This window comes from Microvirga arsenatis, assembly GCF_009910705.1.
In the GTDB taxonomy this organism is placed as follows: Bacteria; Pseudomonadota; Alphaproteobacteria; order Rhizobiales; family Beijerinckiaceae; genus Microvirga; species Microvirga arsenatis.
The window spans coordinates 60,865-76,821 of sequence record NZ_JAAAXJ010000006.1; the positions used below are offsets into that span (position 1 = coordinate 60,865).

Here is a 15,957-nt window from a genome sequence, read left to right on the forward strand (position 1 = left end):
TGCTCCCCAAAGGGGCCATGGGCGAGAGCATGCAAACCCCCAGCGCCAATCCGGAGCAGGGCGCGGAGCCCAAAGATGCGCCCGCTGCCGTGCCCGGTCCCGTCCAGATGGTGCGGACACTGCACCTGATGCAGGACCAGATTGCGATCGGCTCGACGGAGGCGCATCTCGGCCAGCGCGGGCTCTTAGGGATTCTCGACGATCGCTTTAAGGATTTCCCGCCGGAGACCTGGCAGAACAGCAAGAATGTTCGTGCCGCCGTTTCGTTCGTTCTCAGCGGCGGCAATCCCGGCACCCTGAGGAAGCTGCTCGAGCTCGGATCCGGTGTCGTGACTGAAACCGACAGGCCCCTCGTCGAGGGGGCGCTCGCCTACGTGGAGGGGCGGGAGGAGGCAGCTCAGAGCGCTCTCGCCTCCGTCGATCCGCGCTCCCTTCCACCCGCCTTGGGGGCACAGCTGGCCCTGGTTCAGTCCGCTCTCATCGTCCGCAAGGACGCGGCGAAATCCGACGAACTGCTCGACTTCGTAAGGCTGCAGGCCCCCGGCACACTCCTCGAGGAGGCGGCCTTGCGGCGACAGGTCTTTGTGGCAAGCCAGACCAACCGCATCGAGAAGTTTCGTTTCCTGGCCACGGAATACCTGCGGCGGTATCGGCACTCGATCTATGCGGGCAATTTCCGCCAGCGGCTTGCCTCGGCGCTGACGCGGATAGATTTCGGCAAGGAGAGCTCCCACTTCGACGGCATCGTCGCCATGATGAACGAGCTTGAGCCGGAAGCGAGGCGTGATCTCTACCTCCTGGTGGCCCGTTCCTCCCTCGAGCAGGGGCTGACCACATCCGCCCGCATGATGGCCGACAAGGCGCAGGAGCTGTCGAGCGCGGACCAGGCCAGCGCCGCAAGGGCGCGGCTTTACCGCGCCGCCTCGATGATCACCTCGCCGCAGGCCATCGCCAGCGCCGTCGATGATCTGCGCAGCATCGACCGCAACCTTCTCGCAGGCAGCGATCTGAGCCTGCTGGCCCATGCGCTGATCATGGCGGAGCAAATTCGAAAGCTGCCGGAGCCGGCCGACAGGATGGCTGCAGCTGAGCCTGCGAAGACGCTCGTTGCAACCGGGGCGCCGGCGGAGCCCGTCCCTGCGCAAGGGCTGGACCAGCTTCAGGCGCTATCCAAGGCCCGTGATGCGCTGAGCCGCATCGACAAAATGATCAAGAACCAGGCGTCGAGCAAAGAATGAGCCGTTTAGATCTGATTCCACAGCAGACGCCTCGGGTGATGGACACGCAATCCTCGCGCCATGCACCTTCTGCGTCGGAGAGCAAGTCGGAAGGCGGGCGGGCAGCCGGCCAGGGCGGGTTCGAGGCTCTTCTGGATGGTTTCACGAAGGAGCAGTCTGGAGCGGTAGCATATTCAGACGGCGAAGCAGGAAGCTTGGGGAAACTGCTCGGAGATACTCTCTCAGCCTCGCTCAGCTCGGATGCTTCCACGTTGGACGCGCTGTTGCCCGACATGCCGGCAGCTGCCGACTCGACGACTCCGGGATCCTTGCAGGCAGGAAGCATCGTCTCCTCGCTGATCGAAAACCTGCTGCCCAAGATCCTGCCCTCATTACAGGTTGGTAACGGCTCCGAGACTGGCCAGCATGGATCGACGCCCTTCTCATCGCCCTCCCTCATGCTTCCCATGGAGCCGAGCGAGATCGGCATCGGCAATGGCGTGCTCGGCGATAGAGTAGCGGTTTCGGTCCAGCATCAGGAAACCCACTTCAAGCCTATCGTCGAGGGATTCGAATCGATCTGGCAGGAAGGCGGCACCGATACGCCGGCCCTGCAGGAAGAACCTGCATCGGAGGTCCAGACCGTGAAGAAGGATCCGGCCGGAGCGCGTGGGCAGGTTCCCGGCGGCGCCCTGCTGCAGCAGGAGGCTCCAGGTCTCGAGAATCATACATCGCGCGAGCGGTCCGAAGAGGAACACAGGGGCGCGACGGCCCGGGTGCTCGACCGGCCTGGCGAGCGGATGGACGTTCAGAAGCCATCCGCTGCCGGCGGCCTGAAGAACGAGCCCGTGTCGCTCCCCTCCGGGACGCTTCAGCAGATTGCCTCGGCCGTCATCGAGGATGTGAGCAAGGCCGCAACCCCTCACGCTCCAGGGCTCCAGGGTGACGCCCTGAACAGGGTCGCCGTCGCACGAGCGTCAGCAGGTGCCCTGAGGGTTCTCAACCTGCAGCTCAATCCGGTCGAACTGGGGCTGGTGACGATCAAGATGCGGCTTGCAGGCGATGGCATCGAGATGGAGCTTCAGGCCGAGAACGAGGATACCGTGGCACTTCTCAGGAATGATGCCGACAAGCTGTCCAACCTCCTGCGCGCATCCGGCTACCGCCCAGATACCATCACCATCCAGCCTGCCGACAATTCCGCTCATGATCGTGGTTCATTTCAGCGCCTTCAGTCATCGCCGGACCAGGGATTCCAGCAGGGAGCCGCACCCGGGCAGGGAGGGTCCGAGCGCCGGCAGAATGAACACCGCAGAGATGGCGAAACAGGCCTCCCGAACGACCGGAGGGATGATCGGGCTCCTGGCGCTGGTCGCACTGGCGGGGTCTACCTCTGACGCAGCATTCCCTGCTGCAGCGCAGGCTCAGGATCAGGCCGGCCTGTGCGAGAGAGAGATGGTGAGGGCGGCATCCAAGTACGGCGTTCCTCTCGGCATGCTCTACTCGGTCGGCCTGACGGAGACGGGCCGTCGCGGAAGCCTGCAGCCCTACGCCATGAACGTGGAAGGCAAGGCCATCTTCTCGAAGTCGGCGGCCGAGGCGATCCAGCGCTTCGAGGAGGCTACTCGGGCTGGAGCCAGGCTCGTCGATCTCGGCTGCATGCAGATCAACCATTTCTATCATCGCGAGAACTTCCCGTCGCTTGCCAGCATGCTCGATCCCCGCGCCAATGTGGAATACGCCGCACGCTTCCTCCGGGAGCTGAAAGGGCGCCACGACAGCTGGACGATGGCAATCGCCCGCTATCACGCGGGCCCCAATAACGATCCCGCGCAGAAGCGCTATGTCTGCCGCGTCATCGCCAACATGGTTGCAACCGGATTCGGCCAGTGGACGCCGGCCGCGCGATCCTTCTGCTCCGATGCTCCCGGTCTTGCTCAAGGACAGACCGCTTCCGACGGATGACGGGTCCGTCGGAGCACGATGCCTGCCCGTTAGCTATCGGGTCATCTTGATCTCAGCGCCGGAGCTGCTGAGAGAGCCGGAGAGCGAGGCCTCGGCGCCCGTCAGGCGGGCCATGACCTGACCCCGGGAATACAGAATGATCTGGTTGTCACGGAAGGTCCAGCCGTTCACCTCGCGCAGGGCCTCGTTCGGGCACTGGCGCGTGGAGGCTCTGTAGAGATCGAGCGAGGGAACGCTCGAGAGCTGGATCCGGCACGATGACGGCCCGATCGTGGCCTTCCATGTTCCGGCATAGGACGAAGCCCGCTGCGAGGGCGTGAAGGCACCCGGCGGATCGGCCTGGGCTGCAGCGCCAAGCTCTGCCGCTCCAGCGGGCGGCCCATCGAGCAGGACCGTTCCAGGTGCAGGGGCCATGCCGGGATCGGGCGGCTCAGGCAGGCTCGCCCGCGGCAACGGTGCCGCATCGGGCTCCAGATGGAGCTCCGCCAAGCGCCTCGACGGCGGCAGACGCTCCGGTTCGATGACGAGGAGGCGTGTGGTTTCGGCGGCTGCAGGCTGGTTGCGATCAGCTTCGGCATCGCGCCGTCCCCAGGGCGCATCGTATTCCGGATAGGTCCTCTTGATATGCGAAGGCCCCCAGGGACCTTGCTTGTAGAGCGCCTCGGTCGACGAGTTGCAAGCCGATACCATGGCGGCCAGCAAGGCGACCGTGCCCGTCCCTGTAAGAGAGCGTCTCATGCGGCGATGCTTGGCATCAATGACGGGTGGACTCGCCAAGGCAGTAGGGAGTCTGGAACCGGGACGGGAGGGGCCTCAACCTCGCCGAGGAGAGGATTCTCGCGAACGAGGCGGGAGTGAGCACTTCCGTGCCGGAGCTGCCGTCGCGCAGAACCTCGTTGATCTTGACACCGATGTAGCACGATCCGAAGACGAGCTGGAACTGCACCGTGAGGGTCTCGTGAACGAACTCCATATCGAGCACGACACATGAGGTCTCCTCCCGGCCCGGGCTGACATGCGCCACATAGCCGTAGGACAGGGTCTCGCCCTTGAAGTAAAGCTCGGCCGAGGATGTGACCATCTCATCCATGTTGCCGTGCAGCTGGTTGTCGACGTAGAACCGGATGATCTCGGCGTCGGTCAGGCAGAAATCCGCGATCACGTCCTTGATGTTGCAGGCCAGGACCTCCTCCAGGGCCTCGATGTCCAGATGCTCTCTCTCATGGACTACTGGGTGGACGGAACGAAGGCTCATCATTTCGACCTCGTGAGAATGTAGAACAGGAGCTGTGCGACCGCTTTGTAGAAGTCGGGAGGAATCATCCGGTCAATCTCGACATGATCATACATCGATCTTGCCAGAGGCTTGTCTTCGATGACCGGAATGCCGCTTTTCTCGGCGATTTCTCGAATCTTCAAGGCGATAAGGTCCTTGCCCTTGGCGACGACGATTGGCGCGCTCGCCTCGCTGCGCTCGTAGCGCAGCGCAATGGCGAAATGGGTCGGGTTGGCGATGACGAAGGTGGCCTTCGGAACCGCGGCCAGCATGCGCTTGCGGCTGCGGTCCTGGGCCAGGGAGCGCATGCGCGCCTTGACCATCGGGTCGCCTTCCATCTGCTTGTATTCTTCCTTCACTTCCTGCTTCGTCATCTTCAGGTCGCTGTGCCACTTGAAGCGAGCCCAGAGCAGGTCAGCCGCAACCAGCACGATCGTTGCGATCGCAATGGCGGAGACCAGTCGCATGGCCATGGTCAACATCAGCTCCGGAAGGAGGGAGGGATCACTGAACATGGCATTCAAGACCTTGTATTGCTCCGACTTGAGAAGCAGAAGACTGACGATCGTCATCGTTCCGAACTTGAACAACGACTTTGCGAATTCCACGAGACCCTGGCGTCCGAAGATGCGCTTCCAGCCGCCGACCGGCGAGATCCTGTTCCATTGCGGCCTGATTCTTTCGGATACGATGGAAGGAACGTTCTGAAGAATTGAAGCCGCGAGGCTGCAGCCCGCCAGGACGAGGATGACGGGAATCAGGCATTGGCCGACCTCGAGTGCGACGGCCTGGATGAGCATCGCTGCATCGGAACCGCTCTCCAGGCGAAAATCCTCGGGCCGGTTGATGAACAGGGAGAGCTTTTCCGTCAGGACCTTCGTGTTGTTGCGGGTGGCGAAGGCAAGGGCGATGAGAATGCCGACCATTGAGGCAAACATGGGCGCCTCCCGGGAAAAAGGGATGTTCCCTTTCTCCACGGCTTCGCGGACCTTCTTCTCGGAAGGCGCTTCCGTCTTGCTGTCCTTGTCGTCGGTATCAGACATCGCCAGAGGCCGACGGTCTAAAAGTAGGCTTCATCCTCGGCCTCTGAGTTGATGACGATCTCCCCGCGGCCGGCCATTTCGAGGGCCAGATCCGTGATGGCACGGCGCGCCTCGGCAATGTCGCGGTGGGCGGACGGCTCCTTGCTGTTCAGCTCGTGCTCGATCATGCGGCGAACGCGCGATGAAAGGGCCGACAGAACAACCTTGCGGAATTCCTCGTTCGTGCCCTTGAGTGCGAGCACGACCCGATCCGGCGGAACCTGGTCGAAAAGCGTCGTGCGGTCTTTCGGCGTGAGTTTGACGATGTCGTCGAAGGTGAAGAGCAGGCCGCGCAGGATCTCGGCGGATTTCGGGCGCACGGAGGAGAGGTTGTTGAGCACGTCCTCCATGTGCTCGCGTTCCATCTTGTTGATGATGTCCGCGATCTTGGCATGGGTGTCCGCGCCGGCGTTCTTCGAGAAGTTCGCCATGAAGTCCTCATGCAGCGTCTTCTCGATGTTCTTCATGGTCTCGTCCACAATCGGCTTCATGCTCAGCATGCGGCGCATGAGATTGTTGCGCAGCGGCTGCGGCAGCTGGGCCATGACCTTCGCGGCGCAGGACGGCTTGACCTTGGAGAGAATCAGAGCCGCCGTCTGCGGGTGCTCCTTCATCAGATAGGACGCAATCGCGCTTTCCGAGACGGTCGAGATCCGCTCCCAGATGCTTCTGTTCGCGTTGCCCACCACCTCGTTCATAATGCTGGCGATCTGCTCCGGGCTGAGAATGCCCGTCAGAAGCTTCTCGATGTGGGCCGCTCCGCCGACCAGGTCCGCTCCATCCGTGAAGTTTGCCGCGAACTCCTCCACCAGCTGTTCGATCTGCGTGGGGGAGACCGGCCCGAGCATGGCGGCCGACTTGGTGACGAGGCGGATCTCATCCTCGCTGAAATGCTTGAGGATCTTGCCGGCGGCGGGCTTGCCCATGGCGAAGAGCAGCGTCGCCACCCTCTCGGGCCCTTTCAGGACCTTGGAGCCGTTAGACTTCATAGGAACATGCGCGGCCATACGCTGCTGCCATCTTATCCGTTGAGATCATTCGTGGGCGGTCCGACAATCTCCGTGAGAGAAATGCCGAAGCGCGAGTTGTCGTCCTCCACGACGACGACCTCGCCACGCGCGATGGTGCGGCCGTTCACCACCACGTCGACAGGTTCGCCGACCCTGTGATCGAGGGGCACGATGGCCCCGCGGCCCAGCTTCATCAGGTTGGCGACGGGCATGGTCGTCGAGCCCAGAACCACCTGGATGGTGACCGGGATCCTGAGGATCGAATCGAGATTGCGGCCGGAGCCGAGCTTGTCGTCCTGGCCGTCCAGGCCGCGCCCGAGGCTGCTCTCCTGCTGCCACAGGACCTTCTCTTGGGAGTTGGTGTCAAAAGGGTTCGTCATCGGATTTGGACCTTACGAGTGAGAGCTGCCGGAATGGAGGGAGATCTCCCGGCGGGTATCGCGGTTGAGAGCCTCTAGCTTTTGAATGGTGGCCTTCGCCTCTTCAATGCGTGTTCCAAGCAAGGCAAGGGTCTCCTTGCCCTCGGCGCCGAAGCTTGCCACCGCCTGCTGGGCGTTCTGCAAGGCCGCGCCCGTCTTGTCGAGGATCTGCTGGTAATCCCTGTGATACTGGTCCAGCCTCTTCAGCTTCCGGTACATGACCGCAACCATGACGCTGGTCGTGACAAGGGCCAGGAAAAGGACGGCGTTAGCGAGGGAGGACATCATCGAGAAATTCTTTCTCCTGATCGATGAGCTCATCGACCTTCAGCACATAGGATCCTTCCGACTGCCCGATATGGCACCAGAAGAGCCCCTGTTGGTTGCCTTCGAGCTTGACGCGGCTTCGCGGCGTAGCCTGCAGCTCGATCACGTCTCCGACCTTCAGGCCGGCGATCTCGCCAAGGGTGAGGAAGCGCTCTTCGAGAACGGCCTTGAGGGTGACTTCGGTTTTCTTCACTTCGGTCGCGATCTGCTTCATCCAGCGCGGGTCCCGGCCTGAGGATTCGCCCGTCACCACATGGGACAACGCCTTTCGCATCGGATTCAGGACCGATTGCGGGATGATGACGAACATTTCGCCACCGCGGTTGAGCGCCTGCAGGAGGAACTTGGCGGCGACCGCCTGGTTGTTGCGACGCCCGATCACCGCGAAATCCATGCGGGTTTCGATGCGCTCCAGCTTGAATTTCGTGTCGACCACCAGGGAGAAGGATGCCTGCAGGGCCTTGGCGATCTGCTCGAAGAGCGTCTGCGCCATCCGCAGCTCGATGTTCGAGAAGCCTCTCACCTCCTCGACCGGGGGCTCAGACCCATCCGAGCCGAAGAGAACCTCCACCATGGTATAGATGAAATCCCGGTCGAACCCGATCAGGATATGGCTGTCCCACTCGGGAGCGTGAAAGATGCCAGCAACGGCGTTCGCCTCGTACATCTCCAGAATCTCGGTGATGCGGCCGCTCTCGAGCCCGCTCAGCGAGTAGTACATCGGCGAGGCCGCCATGTGGCGCAGGTGCTCGGCGCAGCTCGTCGTCATGCGATCGAAGATCACGTGGAGCATGGGAAGCCGGTCGAGCGAGAGCCCGGCGGAGTCCAGAAGCATGTCCCGGATATCGGTAGCGCTGTGTGTTCCGCTCATGGTCAGGCTGCCTCTTTGAGCTCTTCGGTGCGGCCGCCCGTGGTCGTTGCAGCTTCGACCTCATCGATGGTCGGGCGGTATTCGACGGAAATGCCCTTGCGGCCGTGCTCCACGGCGATCTGGGGAAGGGCGCCGTTCATGTATGCGATCAGCGCCTGCTTCACGATCACGTAGACGCGGGTCTGCTTCTCGCGTGTGGCCTTCACCTTGTTGGCGAGCGGGGACACGAACGCATAGGAGATGAAGATGCCGACGAATGTGCCGACGAGGGCCGAGGCGATCAGGCCGCCCAGGATGGCAGGCGCCTGGTCGATGGCGCCGAGCGCCTTCACGATCCCGAGCACCGCCGCCACGATGCCGATGGCCGGGAGGGCCTCGGACACCGCATAGAGCGAGTAGTAGGGCTTCGTGCGGTCCCGCTTCAGGGTTGCGATCTCCTCTTCCATGAGCGCTTCGATCTCATGGGGGCGCGCATTGCCGATGATGATCAGACGCGCATAGTCGCAGATGAACAGGGTGAGGTCCTTGTCCTTGAGAACTGCCGGAAAGGCCTTGAAGATCTCCGATTCCTCCGGCTGATCGATGTGGGCTTCGACCTCGTTCCTCGGCTTGTTCTTCAACTCCCGCATGAGGGCGTAGAGAACGCCGAGGATCTCCAGGTAATACTCCCGCTTGGGCACAGCCCCGGTGATGGCTTCGCGAGCTGCGCGGCCGGTGTCCTTCACCAGGGACATGGGGTTGGCGATGATGAAGGTGCCAATCGCGATGCCGCAGATGATGACGTATTCCCAGGGCTGCCAAATGACAGCCAGATGCCCGCCCATGGCGACGTAGCCGCTGACGAGCGAGCCGATGGCAACTGCCAGTCCGATCAAGACGCCCAAAGTACAAGCCCCTTCGATTTCCACTCTCTTAAGGCTGTCTTACCGACGGAGGCTTGTGCGAAGCTGGAAAGTCGCGAGCAAGCCTCGTGCAAGGCTCTTACCTTACAGCTTGCCCATCATGGCCATTGGACGGGTTGGGGCCTCCTCAGGTCGGGCACCGCTCCATCAATGATGGCCAGATCCCACGAGACATGCAGGTCCAGGTTCCGAGATGCAATCCTCGCTTTATGTGTCTTTGTCGGCCCAGGTGGCCATGGAGAAGCGCCTCAACACGATTGCGAACAACGTTGCGAACATCAACACCGGCGGCTTCCGCGCGGATGAGGTGAAGTTCGAGGAGATCCTGTCATTGGCCGCGAAGGAGAGCGTGTCCTTCGCCTCATCCGGTCAGAACTATGTTTCGCGGCGCACCGGGCCAATCGTGAAGACGGACAACCCTCTCGACGTCGCGATCCAGGGGGAGGCGTGGTTTGCGTTCAATGGACCCGGCGGCCCGGTCTATACCCGGGACGGGCGCTTCCGGATGAACGAGAACGGCGACCTGCTGACCCTCGAGGGGCATCCGGTTCTGGATGCCGGCGGCGCTCCGATTACGCTCGATCCGAACGCCGGAGCCCCGACCATCGGCCGCGACGGAACCATCACCCAGGGCGCCAACCAGGTTGGATCGATCGGCCTGTTCACCCTGAGGGCCGACAGCAAGCTGGCCAGGTTCGGCAATTCGGGCGTCACCTCGAGCATTCCCGGTGAGCTCGTCCAGGACTTCAACGCCAACGGCGTGCAGCAGGGCTACAGCGAAGGCTCCAACGTCAACCCGGTGCTTGAGATGACCAAGATGATCGCGGTCCAGCGGAATTTCGAGAGCGCCGCGACCACGATCCAGGAGAGCGAATCGACCCTGATGGACGCCATCAGAACCCTCGGACCTAGCAGCTGATGAACGCCATGAACGCTCTGCAGGCACTTGAGGAGTTTGTTCTCGCCGAGGGAACGGGGCGGCGCAAGGTGCAGATCAGCGGCATCATCCGCGAGGTGACGCCAACCTATTACAGGGTGTCCGGCCTCTCGCGGTTCGTGAGGCTCGGAGATCGCGTGGGCTTCTTAAGCCAGGGCAAGACCCAGGTCGGAGAAGTGGTCCGCATCGATGATGGGGGCGTCACGGTCAAGCCCTTCAACGGCCGGATCGAGGCAGGCCTGGGGATGCCGGCCTTCGTGGTCGGCGATACGGGCCTTCATCCCGATCACAGCTGGAGGGGACGTGTCATCAACGCCCTGGGAGAGCCGCTCGATGGGCTGGGGCCTCTGGTTCCCGGGCCCATTCCCGTCCACAACGATGCCGAGCCCCCCTCTGCCATGGCCCGTTCACGGGTCAAGCAGCCGCTGAAGACGGGTGTGCGCGCCATCGACCTGTTCACGCCGATCTGCCAGGGCCAGCGCATCGGCATCTTCGCGGGATCGGGCGTGGGGAAATCCACGCTCCTCACCATGCTGGCCAAATGCGAGGGTTTTGACACCATCGTCGTGGCCCTGGTCGGGGAACGCGGGCGCGAGGTCCGCGAGTTTCTCGAAGGGCCGATCCAGGCCAATCTCCACAAGTCCGTCATGGTGGTCTCCACCGGCGACGAGAGCCCCATGATGAGGCGCCAGGCCCCGCGGACGGCTGTCGCCGTGGCGGAGTATTTCCGCGATTGCGGCGAGTCGGTCCTTCTGATCGTCGATTCGGTGACGCGATACGCTCATGCGGCCCGGGACGTGGCGCTGGCGGCCGGGGAGCCTGCGGTTGCCCGCGGCTACACGCCGAGCGTCTTCAGCGACCTGCCGCGGCTGCTGGAGCGCGCCGGACCCGGCGCCGAAGGCAAGGGCTCGATCACGGGGATCTTCTCCGTACTGATCGACGGCGACGACCACAACGATCCCGTGGCCGACAGCATCCGCGGCACGCTCGACGGTCATATCGTGCTCGACCGCGCGATCGCCGATCAGGGGCGCTACCCGGCCATCAACCTCCTGGGATCCATCTCGCGCTTGGCCGACCATGTCTGGTCGACGGACCAGAAGGAGCTGGTCCGGCGTCTGCGCGGCATGGTCGCGCGCTATGAGGACACGCGGGATCTTCGCCTCATGGGCGGCTACAACCCAGGGAACGATCCTGAGCTCGACCAGGCCGTCGTGATCGTTCCCAAGATCTATGAGGCCCTGCGCCAGGATCCTTCGATGCCCGCGAGCCGGGACGCGTTCATGGATCTGGCCCAGGCCCTCAAGCAGTAGCCCATGAGCAGCCACACCCATCAAACAACAGCCTCGCACAAGCGTCGTGGTGTTAGTTCAGCCTGAAACCGTAGGAGCTTTTCATGAGTCTTTATGGCGTCCTTCGTAGCGGCGTGTCCGGCATGAATGCCCAGTCGAACAAGCTTGGGACCGTCGCTGAGAATATCCAGAACTCGAGCACCACTGGATACAAGCGCGCCTCGACCGAGTTCTCGTCCCTGATCCTGCCCTCGAGCGAGGGCAACTACAATTCGGGATCGGTGACGAGCCGCGTCCGTTATACGATCGCCGATCAGGGGCCGATCGCCTACACCACGTCCGGAACGGATCTGGCGATCTCCGGAAACGGCTTCTTCGTCGTCTCGGATCCGGGAGGCTCTCCCTATCTCACCCGCGCCGGCAACTTCGTGGTGGACGGCAAGAGCGGCAACCTCGTCAATGCGGCCGGCTTCACCCTGATGGGCTACAGCCTGGCGGCAGGTCCGGCCGCGCCGTCCCTGAACAGCCTCGACGGCGTCGTGCCGGTCAACATGTCATCCTTCGGCATGCAGGCCACAGGATCGACCAAGGGTACCTTCAACGGAAACCTTCCTTTCTCCCAGCCGCCTGTGGTTCCGCCGGCGGTGAGCAAGCAATCCTCGCTCCAGGTGTTCGACAAGGTGGGCAATCCCATCAAGATCAACATCGATCTCGCCAAGATCGACGCGGACACATGGACCATCACCGTCTCGAACGGCACCAATCCGCTGGCGCCTCTGACCGGCACCACGACGATGAACCTGGACTTCGACGCCGACGGCAAGATCACGGGCCCGACCGTGTTGAGCTTCGGCATCCCGGGCGGCGAGACGTTCGATCTCGACATGAAGGGCATGACCCAGCTCGCCGGCGACTACAGCGTCACGGGCACTGCGAACGGCAATGCCCCCTCCGCGGTGAAGGATGCCGAGTTCGCCTCCGACGGCACGGTCTACGCCGTCTACGAGGACGGCTCGCGCGTTGCCGCCTACCGGATCCCGCTCGCCACGGTTCCGAGCCCCGACAACCTCTCGCCGCGCGCCGGCAACGTCTATGAGACGACGGCGAGCTCGGGCGGCTACCAGGTCGGCTTCCCGGAGACCTCCGGCTTCGGATCGATCGCATCGGGCGCCCTGGAAGGGTCCAACGTGGACATCGGAACCGAGCTGACCGCGATGATCGAGGCGCAGACCAGCTACACGGCGAACTCAAAGGTGTTCCAGACCGGCTCGGAACTCCTCGACGTTCTCATGAACCTGAAGCGGTAACCGTTCCCCTCATGCCCCGGGCTTGCTGACCATGTCACTGTCTGTCGCCTACAATACGGCACGTTCGTCGCTTCAGGCATCCCAGTCCCAGATGGCGGTCGTCTCCCGCAACACGGCGGGAGCGTCCGACCCGAACTACTCCCGCAAGATCGGCGCCCTGACCACCGAGGCCGGGGGAGCGCGGGTGACGGTTCTCCGGGCGAGCGACAGGGCCCTGCTGTCGAAGATGCTGGAGACCACCTCCGACGCGGCGACCCAGAAGGCGCTGCTCGAAGGCCTCAAGAAGCTCAGCGAGACGATCGGCGACCCCGAGCTCGACCAGTCTCCGGCCGCTCGCATCGGGGTGCTCAACGGCGCCCTTCAGCAATACGCCAATGCGCCCGACAACGTGGATCTGGCCCAAGCTTTCGTCAAATCCGCATACGACATGGCGGGCAGCCTGAACGATGCGACGGCGGCGATCCAGTCGCTGCGCAAGGAGGCCGATCGCGGCATTGCCGACTCGGTCGCCCGCATCAACGATCTGCTCACCAAGTTCGAGAAGGTGAACCAGCAGGTGATGAGCGGTGCTGCCCTCGGCGCGGATGTCAGCGACGCCATGGACACCCGGGACAGCCTGATCGCGCAGCTCTCCGAGGAGATCGGAGTCACCGTCGTGCCGCGGGCCGGAAACGATGTCGCCCTCTATACCGACAGCGGCGTTCCGCTGGTGGACAGGCTGGCGCGGCCGGTCACGTTCACCCAGACGAGCGCCTTCGCTCCGGGGATGGCCGGGGCGGATGTCTTCATCGACGGCATCCGGGTGACGGGACCCGGCGCCGCCATGCCTCTGAATTCCGGCAACCTCGTCGGCCTGGTGAGCCTTCGCGACGACATCACGGTCACCTATCAGCAGCAGCTCGACGAGCTGGCGCGCGGTCTGATCCGGGCCTTTGCCGAAAGCGACCAGACGCCGGCGGCGAAGCCCGATATGCCGGGCCTGTTCACCTTTCCCGCAGCAGCCGGAGTGCCGGGAACTCCCGCGCCTGCCGGTCTCGCCGCAAGGATCGCCGTGAACAGCGCAGTCGACCCCTTGAAGGGCGGCAAGTACGAGAACATCCGGGATGGCGGCATCAACGGCGCCGACTACACCTACAATCCTGCCGGAAACGCCAACGCAGCCTTCTCCGAGCGGCTGTCCGCGCTGACGGAGGAAATGTCTACCCGGCGGCCCATCGATCCGGGTCTCGGCTTCGGAGACGCGGCTTCGCTCCTGGGGCTCGCTTCGTCGTCCGGCGCTTGGCTCGAGGCGACGCGCCAGAGCACCACGCAGAGCGTCGAGTACAAGGCGACGCTTCTCGGGCTTGCTTCCGAAGCTCTGTCCAACGCGACCGACGTCAACATGGATGACGAAACGGCGCTCATGCTTCAGCTGGAGAAATCCTACTCGGCATCGGCGAAGCTTCTCTCCGTGATCAACCAAATGCTGCAAACCCTCCTTGGTGCGGTCAACTAAGCCATGAGAACCTCCTTCGTTTCGACGATGACGCTCTGGAAGTCATCGAACTCGACTCTCGACAAGCTTCAGACGAACCTGATCAAGGCCAACAAGGAGCTGGTCTCGGGGCGGGAGGCCGATGTGGGCCTCAAGCTTGGCTACAAGACCGGGCAGACCCTCTCGCTGCGCCAGAACAGGGCGGAGTTCGACGCGCTGATCGACAGCAACACCACCGCTCTGCTCAGGATGAAGTCGACGACGACGGCCCTCGACCAGATCCGAGGCAACGCCAACAAGTTCAGGGACGCGCTCATCGCAACCCCGATCCGGGCGGCGAGCGTGGACGCGATCAAGCATCAGGCGCGGACGAGCCTGGAAAACATGATCGCCTCTCTCAACAGCAACGTGGGCGAGCAATACATCTTCGGCGGACTCAACACCCAGGAGAAGCCGGTCGCGAGCTACAGCAACGGCGCTGCGCCCTCCGCGGCCAAGGCGGCACTCGATGCGGCCTTCGCTGCGCCGCCTCCCGCGGGCTTCGGCTTCGCACAGAGCGCCGCGGCGGTCTCAGCCATCACGCCAGCCGAGATGGAGGCCTTCCTGGACGGTGCGTTCAGCAACCTCTTCCAGGGGGCGAACTGGACGAACTGGTCGGGGGCATCCAGCCAGAACATCCAGAGCCAGATCTCGACGAAGGAGAAGGTCGAGACCTCCGTCAATGCCAACGAGGGCGCGTTCCGGAAGCTGGCCATGGCCTATACCATGACCTTCGACCTGGGGCTTGAGAACCTCAACGAGCAGACCCGCGAGGTTCTGGTCAACAGGATCGTGGACACCCTCTCCGAGGCTGTCACAGACATCACCGCGGTCCAGTCGCGCCTGGGCGTGGTGCAGGAGAAGACAGAGCAGGCTATGGAGCGGATGAGCCTGCAGAAGACGATCCTCGACGAGAAGATCACCAACCTGGAAGCCGTCGACACGGCGGAGGCCAAGATCCGGGTCGATCAGCTGATGACCCAGATCCAGACCTCCTACTCCCTGACGGCGCAATTGAAGAACCTCAGCCTGGTCAAGTTCATCTGAAAGCAGGATAGTCAGTAATGTATCGTTTTTCCTATGCTGAAGTCATCGAGGACTCGTCCAGGGACTGCCGGCAGCGTGAGTATGAGCTCTTCGACCGCGCGATCAAGCTGATGAAGGCTGCCGAGGGAATGCCGTCGCAGTCCCGGGAAATGATCGAGGCCATCGTCTTCCTTCAGCGGCTCTGGACCTTTCTGATCAAGGATCTCGGGCACCCCGACAACGGCCTTCCCGACCAGCTCAAGGGGCAGCTCATCTCCATCGGCCTCTGGGTGATGCGGGAGTCGGACCGCGTGGTGCGGGGCGAGCACAACAGCCTCGAAGCCCTGATCGACATCAACACCATGATCCAGGAGGGTCTGAAATGAAAGCCAAGATGCGGTTCTCACTCAAGGCGGGTGAGCGGATCTTCATCAACGGAGCCGTGCTGACGGTGAGCCAGAAGGTGACCTTGAGCCTTCTCAACGAGGCACGTTTCCTTCTGGAAAGCCACGTTCTCCAGATCACGGATGCGACGACGCCCATGCGCCAGCTGTACTTCGTCGTGCAGTCGATCCTCATCAATCCTCAGGAAGCCGAGAAGGTCATGGGAGCCTTCCGTCATCTTCAGAACGCGCTCATCGAGACAGCGGCGGACGAGGAGACCAAGGCTTCGCTCAGAAAGGCCGGCGAGTTCGTCGAGGCCAACCGGGCCTTCGAGGCCCTCAAGGTGATCCGCACCCTGTTCGAGCCCATCGAGCGTTCCGAACCTGCGGCGGAAGCCTCCGCTGCCATCCAGGCCGCCTGAACCGGGAG

18 protein-coding genes are annotated in these 15,957 nt (G+C 63.0%); 10 read left to right on the plus strand and 8 right to left on the minus strand.

What is annotated here, in order from left to right; all coding sequences use genetic code 11:
• Window positions 1-29: 29 nt before the first annotated feature.
• The 3 genes from GR303_RS13055 (at window position 30) to GR303_RS13065 (ending at window position 3,182) form a co-directional block, all read left to right on the plus strand.
• Window positions 30-1,238 carry a chemotaxis protein MotC gene (locus GR303_RS13055; protein ID WP_161722684.1) on the plus strand — a complete coding sequence of 403 codons (1,209 nt, stop codon included), beginning with the start codon at window positions 30-32 and terminating at the stop codon, window positions 1,236-1,238.
• A 251-nt stretch (window positions 1,239-1,489) separates the two neighbouring features.
• The gene (gene fliK, locus GR303_RS13060; protein WP_161722685.1) at window positions 1,490-2,614 is read left to right on the plus strand and encodes a flagellar hook-length control protein FliK; all 1,125 of its coding nucleotides are present in this window, start codon (window positions 1,490-1,492) and stop codon (window positions 2,612-2,614) included.
• Complete coding sequence (locus GR303_RS13065) at window positions 2,568-3,182, plus strand: transglycosylase SLT domain-containing protein (RefSeq protein WP_161722686.1); 615 nt, start codon at window positions 2,568-2,570, stop codon at window positions 3,180-3,182. Before fliK ends, GR303_RS13065 begins: the two co-directional genes overlap by 47 nt.
• 33 nt (window positions 3,183-3,215) lie before the next feature.
• Here GR303_RS13065 and GR303_RS13070 read toward each other — a convergent pair whose 3' ends face one another.
• From GR303_RS13070 to motA, 8 genes are read right to left on the minus strand one after another with little or no spacing between them, the layout of a single operon-like run.
• Window positions 3,216-3,920 carry an AprI/Inh family metalloprotease inhibitor gene (locus GR303_RS13070; protein WP_161722687.1) on the minus strand — a complete coding sequence of 235 codons (705 nt, stop codon included), beginning with the start codon at window positions 3,918-3,920 and terminating at the stop codon, window positions 3,216-3,218.
• Window positions 3,921-3,936: 16 nt separating this feature from the next.
• Window positions 3,937-4,440, minus strand: coding sequence for a hypothetical protein (locus tag GR303_RS13075; RefSeq protein ID WP_161722688.1), 504 nt, complete (start codon window positions 4,438-4,440; stop codon window positions 3,937-3,939).
• A complete protein-coding gene (gene flhB, locus GR303_RS13080) occupies window positions 4,437-5,501 on the minus strand; it encodes a flagellar biosynthesis protein FlhB (RefSeq protein WP_161722689.1) in 1,065 nt (354 codons plus the stop codon). Before flhB ends, GR303_RS13075 begins: the two co-directional genes overlap by 4 nt.
• Window positions 5,502-5,518: 17 nt before the next feature.
• Window positions 5,519-6,547, minus strand: coding sequence for a flagellar motor switch protein FliG (locus tag GR303_RS13085; protein ID WP_161722690.1), 1,029 nt, complete (start codon window positions 6,545-6,547; stop codon window positions 5,519-5,521).
• Window positions 6,548-6,561: 14 nt separating this feature from the next.
• A complete protein-coding gene (gene fliN / locus GR303_RS13090; RefSeq protein WP_246205501.1) occupies window positions 6,562-6,930 on the minus strand; it encodes a flagellar motor switch protein FliN in 369 nt (122 codons plus the stop codon).
• A gap of 12 nt (window positions 6,931-6,942) precedes the next feature.
• A complete protein-coding gene (locus tag GR303_RS13095; protein WP_161722691.1) occupies window positions 6,943-7,257 on the minus strand; it encodes a hypothetical protein in 315 nt (104 codons plus the stop codon).
• Window positions 7,238-8,167 (minus strand): flagellar motor switch protein FliM, encoded by a 930-nt coding sequence (locus GR303_RS13100; protein ID WP_161722692.1) that lies wholly within the window; start codon window positions 8,165-8,167, stop codon window positions 7,238-7,240. The genes GR303_RS13095 and GR303_RS13100 overlap by 20 nt, the downstream gene beginning before the upstream one ends.
• A 2-nt stretch (window positions 8,168-8,169) precedes the next feature.
• Window positions 8,170-9,051 (minus strand): flagellar motor stator protein MotA, encoded by an 882-nt coding sequence (gene motA, locus GR303_RS13105; RefSeq protein ID WP_161722693.1) that lies wholly within the window; start codon window positions 9,049-9,051, stop codon window positions 8,170-8,172.
• 211 nt (window positions 9,052-9,262) lie between these two features.
• On the opposite strand from motA, the gene flgF reads away from it, so the two are divergent.
• The 7 genes from flgF (at window position 9,263) to flbT (ending at window position 15,949) form a co-directional block, all read left to right on the plus strand.
• Window positions 9,263-9,988, plus strand: coding sequence for a flagellar basal-body rod protein FlgF (flgF, locus tag GR303_RS13110; RefSeq protein WP_161722694.1), 726 nt, complete (start codon window positions 9,263-9,265; stop codon window positions 9,986-9,988).
• Between the two features lie 8 nt (window positions 9,989-9,996).
• Complete coding sequence (gene fliI / locus GR303_RS13115; RefSeq protein ID WP_161722695.1) at window positions 9,997-11,319, plus strand: flagellar protein export ATPase FliI; 1,323 nt, start codon at window positions 9,997-9,999, stop codon at window positions 11,317-11,319.
• A gap of 83 nt (window positions 11,320-11,402) precedes the next feature.
• A complete protein-coding gene (locus GR303_RS13120; protein ID WP_161722696.1) occupies window positions 11,403-12,605 on the plus strand; it encodes a flagellar hook protein FlgE in 1,203 nt (400 codons plus the stop codon).
• Between the two features lie 31 nt (window positions 12,606-12,636).
• Window positions 12,637-14,100, plus strand: a complete 1,464-nt coding sequence (flgK, locus tag GR303_RS13125; protein WP_161722697.1) for a flagellar hook-associated protein FlgK — start codon at window positions 12,637-12,639, stop codon at window positions 14,098-14,100.
• 3 nt (window positions 14,101-14,103) lie between these two features.
• Entirely contained in the window at window positions 14,104-15,165 is a 1,062-nt protein-coding gene (locus tag GR303_RS13130) for a flagellar hook-associated family protein (RefSeq protein WP_161722698.1), read from the plus strand.
• A 17-nt stretch (window positions 15,166-15,182) separates the two neighbouring features.
• The gene (flaF, locus tag GR303_RS13135; protein ID WP_161722699.1) at window positions 15,183-15,530 is read left to right on the plus strand and encodes a flagellar biosynthesis regulator FlaF; all 348 of its coding nucleotides are present in this window, start codon (window positions 15,183-15,185) and stop codon (window positions 15,528-15,530) included.
• Window positions 15,527-15,949, plus strand: coding sequence for a flagellar biosynthesis repressor FlbT (gene flbT / locus GR303_RS13140; RefSeq protein ID WP_161722700.1), 423 nt, complete (start codon window positions 15,527-15,529; stop codon window positions 15,947-15,949). The genes flaF and flbT overlap by 4 nt, the downstream gene beginning before the upstream one ends.
• The last annotated feature ends 8 nt before the right edge of the window (window positions 15,950-15,957 follow it).